The organism is Actinomadura darangshiensis, assembly GCF_004349235.1.
GTDB classification, from domain to species: domain Bacteria; phylum Actinomycetota; class Actinomycetes; order Streptosporangiales; family Streptosporangiaceae; genus Spirillospora; species Spirillospora darangshiensis.
Map to the genome: position 1 here is coordinate 39486 of NZ_SMKY01000037.1, position 6519 is coordinate 46004.

Genomic DNA, 6519 nt, shown 5'->3' on the forward strand with positions numbered 1-6519 from the left:
GCCGGTTCCGTGCGGGACGGTCCGCCAGGCCCGTCCCGGAAGCCCGGCGGGACGCCCCTGGCGGCCCCTCTCCGCCGCAGGACGCCCCGCCGGGGCGGGGTCTCAGGGGCGCACGCCCTCGGCGATGCGCATGAGCCTGTTCTTCGCGTCGCCGGCGGCGGTCACGGTGACGCCGACGCCGGGCCGGGCGAGCCAGGAGATCTGGCGCCCCGAGTCGGGCCGGTCGCCGATCAGCGCCGGCGTCCCGCGGACGGACGTGCGCCCGGGGATGCCCGGCGTCTTCAGCAGGTCCTTCGGGCTGAGCCCGCCGCCCTTCACGAGGGCGATCTCCACCCAGCCGCTCTTGCCGCGCCACCCGCAGGTGACGGTCTTGCGCTGGGCGTCCCCGGTGGTCGCGCATGGGCCGGTGGAGGCGAGGCCCTCCGGCAGGTAGGTGATCCAGCCCGGCAGCTTGCCGACGGCGCCGCCGAGCCCCGGGTTCCGCGGCTCCCGGCCGCCGCCGGACGGGTGCGCGCCGGGCTTGGACGGGGCTTCCGCCCCGGGCTTCCCCTGCGAAGACGGGGACTCGGGGGAGCCCGGGGCGGAAGGTCGCTCCGGCAGGCGGAACGCCGAGACGCTGCTGGTCGGACGAGACGTCTCGGAGTTTCCGGCAGGTGTGGCCCGGAACGACTGATAGGTGGGCACGAGGGCGAGCGCCGCGACCGATGCGGCCGCGACCCCCGCGGCGGCGTGGACGCGGGCCTTTCGGCGCCGGTGGCGGTGTTTGACGTCATCGACGAGCGACGGCGAAGCGGACGCCTCGGCCACCTGCTCGGCCATGGCCTTCCGCAGTTCACTCTCCAGATCCATCGCTCATCTCCCCAATGGGGCCAGGTTCCTGTCGAGGCGTTCCCGGAGCCTGGCGAGCCCCCGGGACGCCTGGCTCTTGACCGTTCCGACCGAACAGCCGAGAGCCTGCGCCGTCTCCGCCTCGGAGAGGTCCTCCCAGAACCGCAGGACCAGCACGGCCCGTTGCCGGGGACCGAGCTTGCGCAGCTCCTCCATGAGGGTTCCTCTCAGCTCGACGGCGTGGTTCGGCGACGCCGCCGGCGTCTCCGGCAGCCGCGCCATGTGGATCTCGCGGAGCACCTTCCACCGCCGGGACCGGCTGATCACCAGGTTGACCAGGATCTTCCGGACGTACGGCTCCGGATCCATGCCGGTCTCCAGCCGCCCCCAGTGCCGGTAGGCCTTCTCCAGCGCGGTCTGCAGGATGTCCTCGGCGTCCTGCCGGGCCCCGCACATCAGTGCCGCGGTGCGCAGCAGGGCATCGCCGCGTGCCGCCACGAACTCCACGAACGACTCGTCGTCTCGACGCCCCACAGTGCTCCGTCCCGGCTAGAGCAGTTGGCTGTTTGCTGTACCGAGAGCGGACGGCCCCCGCGCCGGGGCCGTCCGCCCGCGTCTTTGTGCCTTGCTACACGGGCCTTGCGGGTGCGGTCAGCCGGCCTTGTGCAGCGTGGCGGCGACGTCCCGCAGGCCGCCGCCGGCCAGCACGGGGCTGCCGTTGACGAACAGCGAGTAGCCGCTCGGGTCGAACAGCAGCACGCCGCCCCCGTTCGGGCTCTGCCAGCCGGCCACCCCGGCCACGGTGATCGGGGTGCCGCCCGCGGGGAGCTGGAGCGCCTGCCGCAGCTGATTCTGCGACATCTTGGCCGGGGTCTTCAGCGTTTCGACGGTGAGCCACTGGCCGGTCTTGCCGGTCCACTTCTGCGTGACGGCGCACACCCGCTGCTTGGCCAGGTCCGCCGAGCTCGGGACGACCGAGACGTAGCGCAGGCCCTTGGCGGTCATGACGGCCTTCTCGACCGGGCCGCCGACCTTCACCGCGGGCTCCAGCTTGGCGCAGTCGAGCTTGGGGAGGGCGGGCAGCGCCGGCTTGGCGGGGACGCGCGCGTCCGGCTTGGGCGCGTTGGCACCCGGCAGGTCGCCGGTGGACGGCGCGCAGGTGGGCAGGTTCGCCGGGACGCCGGGCTTGGCGGGCAGGTTCTTGCCGTCCGGGGCCTTGACGCCGGGGACCTGGGTGTTCGGCACGCCGGTCTTCGGCAGTTCCTTGGCCGGGAGGTCGGTCTTCGGGAGCTGACCCTTGGGCAGCTGGCCCTTCGGGAGGTCCTTGGTGACGGGGTTCTGCTTGAGGCGCTGCTCGACCTGCTTCTTCACACCGTCGGCGTCCGGGGCCTTGGGCAGGTCGGACTTCGCCGGCAGGCACGTCGGGACGTTCTTGGGCGCGGCGTCCGGGACCTGGCGGGAGGCGGCGGGGGCCTTGGCGGCGCCCGACTGGAGGCCGGCGTCGTGGTGGGAGCCGGTCATCGCCCACGTCGCGCCGCCGCCCGCGGCCACGGTTCCGACTGCGGACGCCGCGATCAAAGCGGCCTTCAGCGTGATCATCGTGTATCCCTCTCTGCCCGTGCTTCCTTGCGGGGGTGCCGGTTTCTCTCTGGCGCCCCTCGTATACGCACGGTGCCGGGGAGGGGTTGCACGGGATTCCAAAGTTTTTTCGGGGATGCCCATGGGACGGGATGGCCGCGGCGTGTCATGCGAGGTAGTCCGGTGTGGTGATCCTGGCGGGCCGGGGGTTCGAGAAGGACGAGTATCCGGCAACATTGGCTCATGGAGGCCCGTACCGTTTCAGCCCGTCCGGCCGGGGCCGCCGCGCCGGACCACCGGGAGCCCGCCCCCGCGCGCGGCTCCGCCCGCCCGGACGTGGCCCTGCTGCCGAAGGCGCATCTGCACCTGCATTTCACCGGGTCGATGCGGCATTCCACGCTGGTGGAGCTGGCCGCGCTGCGCGGCGTCCACCTGCCGGACGCCCTCGTCGAGGACTGGCCGCCCAGGCTGCACGCGACCGACGAGCGCGGCTGGTTCCGGTTCCAGCGCCTGTACGACATCGCGCGCTCGGTCCTGCAGACGCCGGACGATCTGCGCCGGCTGCTGCGCGAGACGGCGGAGGACGAGGCCGCGGAGGGGTCCGGCTGGCTGGAGATCCAGGTCGATCCGAGCGGCTACGCCGCGAAGTTCGGCGGGCTGACCCCGACCGTGGAGCTGGTGCTGGACGCGGCGCGGGAGGCGTCCGAGGCGACCGGCGTCGGCATCGGCCTGGTGGTCGCGGCGAACCGGACGCGGCATCCGCTGGACGCCAAGACCCTCGCGCGGCTCGCCGTCCGGTACGCGGGGAAGGGCGTGGTCGGGTTCGGGCTGTCCAACGACGAGCGGCGGGGCCGCGCCTACGACTTCGAGGGCGCGTTCCGGATCGCCAAGCGCGGCGGGCTGCTGTCGGATCCGCATGGCGGCGAGCTGCTCGGCCCGGGGAGCGTCCGGGAGTGCCTGGAGACGCTGGACGCCGACCGGATCGGGCACGGCGTCCGCGCCGTGGAGGATCCGCGGCTGCTGGAGCGGATCGTCGACCGGGGCGTGACGCTGGAGGTGTGCCCGGCGTCGAACGTGGGCCTCGGGGTGGCGGCGACGGCGTCGGACGTCCCGGTGCGGCGGCTGTTCGAGGCGGGCGCGTCGATCGCGCTGGGCGCCGACGACCCGCTGCTGTTCGGGTCCCGGCTGGCCCGCCAGTACGACCTGGCCCGCACCGACCACGGGTTCTCCGACGCCGAGCTGGCGGAGCTGGCGCGGCAGTCGATCCGCGCCTCGGCCGCCCCCGGCGATCTGCGGGGGCGGCTGCTGGCGGGCGTCGACGCCTGGCTGGACGGCTAGGCCGTCCCCGCGGATTCCGGTGCGGGCTCGGGCCGGGCGGCCTGCGCGGGCCGGGCCCCGGCCGCCACGGCGACGTCGCCGGGGATGAGCAGGGCCGCGACGGCACCGGCCGCGACCACGGCGACGCCGAGCCACATGGCGGGCAGCAGGCCGTCGGTGAAGGGCTGCGGGGCGGTCATGTTCCCCTGGGCGGCGAAGACGGCCCCGAGGACCGCGACCCCGAGGACGGTGCCGAGCTGCCGCACCGCGTTGTTCACTCCGGAGGCGACACCGGCGAGCTCCGGCGGCGCGAAGCCGAGCACGGCGCGGGCGATGGGCGCGAAGAACAGTCCCATCCCGACCCCGGCGAGGACGAATCCGGGCACCAGTTCCGCGTAGCCGACACCGGGCGAGACGAGCAGGGTCATCCAGGCGAGCCCGGCGGCCTGCAGTGCCATCGCGATCGCCAGGACGTACCGGACGCCGAGCCGGCTGATCAGCGGCGCGGTCAGCGGGGCGGCGATGAGCGGCATCGCGGTCCAGGGGAGGCTGCGGACGCCCGCCGCCAGCGGGCCCATCTCCATGACGCCCTGGAGGAACTGGATGAGCAGGAAGGTGGTCCCGAACATCCCGAACGTCATCGCCACCGTGATGGCATTGACCAGGCTGAACCCGCGGCTGCGGAACATCGTCATGGGCAGCATCGGGCGGCTGGACCGCAGCTCGTGGACGACGAAGGCGAGCACCAGCACGCCGCCGGCACCCAGCGCGCCGAGCACCTGGGCGCTGGTCCAACCGTGCTCGTTGCCGCGCACCAGGCCGAGGACGATGCCGAGCAGCCCGGTGCTGATCAGCGCGGCGCCGGTGATGTCGAGGCGCTTGGGGGCGCCGCGGCTCTCGGTCAGGAAGGTGGGGGCGAGGACGAGCAGCACGACGCCGACCGGCACGTTGATCCAGAAGATCCACTGCCAGGCGGCGTACTCGGTGACGGCGCCGCCGAGCACGGGGCCGAGGGCGACGCCGAGGCCGCTCATCACGCTCCAGGCGGCGAGGGCGATGCCGCGCCTGGCCGCCGGGACGGCGGCGGCGAGCAGGGTCAGCGTGAGCGGTGTGATCACCGCGCCGCCCGCGCCCTGGATCGCGCGCGCGGCGATGAGCGTGCCGATGTTCGGGGCGAGGGCGGCGGCGGCCGACGCGGCGGTGAACACGGCGAGCCCGCCGACGAACAGGCGGCGGCGCCCGTACCGGTCGGCGACGGCCGCGGCCGGCAGCAGCAGGACGGCGAACGTGAGCGTGTAGGCGTTGACCGTCCACTCCAGCCCTTCGAGGCCGGTGCCGAGGTCGGTGCGGATGTCGGGGAGGGCGTTGGTGACGATCAGGTTGTCCAGCGCCACCATGAACAGCGCGATGCCGGTGACGATGAACGTCCGGACGGGATGAGACTTCATTAGTTATCACTCACTAACTTAGAGGGGTAAAAAAAATCGCCCGCCCGGGAGACGGCGGATCACGTTCCCTCCCCCGGGTCTCCGCCGTCCACGCCGTACGCCCACTTCTCCAGGGAACAGGGAAGGTCCGGGCCACTGGTGTGGGGCACGCCGAACGCGGTGAGCACGTTCACGAGCAGGCCGATCGACATGAACCGGGTGACCTCCGCGGCATCCTCGCCGGACAGGTCGCGCACGGCGCACCACAGGCCGGCCCACCGGCGATGGCCGAGCCGGGCGATCTCCTCGTCCTGGACGGCGGCCGCATAGATCTGGAGTTGGAACTGCAGGAGCGTGGGGTCCTCACGCAGGATGCGGCGGTAGATCTCCGCCATCGCGGCCATCGCGTCGCGGCCGTAGAGCCCGCCGGCGGCCTCCCGCATCGCGTCCTCGATCTCCTCGAAGCAGCGTTCGGCGGCGGCGAGGAAGAGGGCGCGCTTGGTCGGGAAGAGCCGGAACAGGTACGGCTGCGAGACGCCGACCCGCTCGGCGATGGACGCGGTGGAGGTGCCCTCGTAGCCGCCGCGGGCGAACTCGGCCATCGCGGCCGTGATCGTCATCTCGCGGCGCTCGGCGGCGCTCATCCTCGTGCCCATGGGACAAAAGTTAGTGCTCAATCACTAACTTCGTCAAGGCGCCACATGCCGCGGCGTTCCAGGTGCGCGACGAGCAGCTCCCCGGCATGGACGATGTGGGCGCGCATCTCGGCCGCGGCCCCCTGCGCGTCGCCGTCCCGGAGCGCCGCCAGGATCCGCGCGTGGTCGCCGACGGCGAGGCCCGGCCAGTCGGCGAGCCGCCCGTAGAGGCCGCGCGGGACGTAGCGCGCGGCCGTCCCGAGCGACCAGGCGAGCTTCGGGGAGCCGGCGGCCAGGTTGATCTCCCGGTGGAAGAGGTGGTTGCCGTCCTCGACGAGATCGGGGCGGCGCGCCCGCATGGCACGTTCCATCGTCTGGTGGAGGGCGTCCAGCTCCCGCAGGGCGGCGAGGCCGAACCGGGGCACCGCGCGGGCCGCCAGCTCGGCGGCGATGCCCGCCTGCACCCAGAACAGATCCTGGACGTCCCGTTTCGACAGCGGCGCGACGACGAACCCGCGCCTCGGCTCCAGGACGACGAAGCCTTCGCTGCGCAATGACTTCAGCGCCTCCCGGACGGGTGTGACGCTGATGCCGAACTCCAGGGCCAGCCGTTCCAGCCGCAGGTAGTCGCCGGGCCGGACCCGGCCGTCCATGATCAGCTCGCGGATGCGGGCGGCGGCCTCGTCGCTCAGCTGGAGCCGGGTGCCGAGCACCCGCCTCGGCGGGGGGAGGGG

7 protein-coding genes are annotated in these 6519 nt (G+C 73.4%); 1 reads left to right on the top strand and 6 read right to left on the bottom strand.

Annotated elements, in window-relative coordinates; all coding sequences use genetic code 11:
- Nucleotides 1–102: 102 nt before the first annotated feature.
- The 3 genes from E1293_RS11385 to E1293_RS11395 all read right to left on the bottom strand — a co-directional run bounded on the left by E1293_RS11385 (nucleotide 103) and on the right by E1293_RS11395 (nucleotide 2427).
- Nucleotides 103–849 carry a hypothetical protein gene (locus tag E1293_RS11385; RefSeq protein ID WP_132196743.1) on the bottom strand — a complete coding sequence of 249 codons (747 nt, stop codon included), beginning with the start codon at nucleotides 847–849 and terminating at the stop codon, nucleotides 103–105.
- Between the two features lie 3 nt (nucleotides 850–852).
- Nucleotides 853–1362, bottom strand: a complete 510-nt coding sequence (locus E1293_RS11390; RefSeq protein ID WP_132196745.1) for a SigE family RNA polymerase sigma factor — start codon at nucleotides 1360–1362, stop codon at nucleotides 853–855.
- Between the two features lie 117 nt (nucleotides 1363–1479).
- Nucleotides 1480–2427 carry a hypothetical protein gene (locus E1293_RS11395; protein ID WP_132196747.1) on the bottom strand — a complete coding sequence of 316 codons (948 nt, stop codon included), beginning with the start codon at nucleotides 2425–2427 and terminating at the stop codon, nucleotides 1480–1482.
- A 222-nt stretch (nucleotides 2428–2649) separates the two neighbouring features.
- Between E1293_RS11395 and E1293_RS11400 the strand changes: the two genes are divergently transcribed.
- Complete coding sequence (locus E1293_RS11400) at nucleotides 2650–3744, top strand: adenosine deaminase (protein WP_132196749.1); 1095 nt, start codon at nucleotides 2650–2652, stop codon at nucleotides 3742–3744.
- On the opposite strand, the gene E1293_RS11405 is transcribed toward E1293_RS11400, so the two are convergent.
- The 3 genes from E1293_RS11405 to E1293_RS11415 all read right to left on the bottom strand — a co-directional run.
- Entirely contained in the window at nucleotides 3741–5171 is a 1431-nt protein-coding gene (locus E1293_RS11405; protein ID WP_132196751.1) for a DHA2 family efflux MFS transporter permease subunit, read from the bottom strand. The genes E1293_RS11400 and E1293_RS11405 overlap by 4 nt on opposite strands.
- A 59-nt stretch (nucleotides 5172–5230) precedes the next feature.
- Entirely contained in the window at nucleotides 5231–5806 is a 576-nt protein-coding gene (locus tag E1293_RS11410; RefSeq protein ID WP_132196753.1) for a TetR/AcrR family transcriptional regulator, read from the bottom strand.
- Between the two features lie 17 nt (nucleotides 5807–5823).
- Nucleotides 5824–6519, bottom strand: a 696-nt coding sequence (locus tag E1293_RS11415) for a GntR family transcriptional regulator (protein ID WP_207938787.1), incomplete at its 5' end; no start/stop codon positions are given.

Bases quoted from the DNA above. Each gene is read 5' to 3' on its own strand.
- E1293_RS11385 (WP_132196743.1), bottom strand. From the start codon at position 849: ATGGATCTGGAGAGTGAACTGCGGAAGGCCATGGCCGAGCAGGTGGCC.
- E1293_RS11395 (WP_132196747.1), bottom strand. From the start codon at position 2,427: ATGATCACGCTGAAGGCCGCTTTGATCGCGGCGTCCGCAGTCGGAACC.
- E1293_RS11400 (WP_132196749.1), top strand. From the start codon at position 2,650: ATGGAGGCCCGTACCGTTTCAGCCCGTCCGGCCGGGGCCGCCGCGCCG.
- E1293_RS11405 (WP_132196751.1), bottom strand. From the start codon at position 5,171: ATGAAGTCTCATCCCGTCCGGACGTTCATCGTCACCGGCATCGCGCTG.
- E1293_RS11410 (WP_132196753.1), bottom strand. From the start codon at position 5,806: ATGGGCACGAGGATGAGCGCCGCCGAGCGCCGCGAGATGACGATCACG.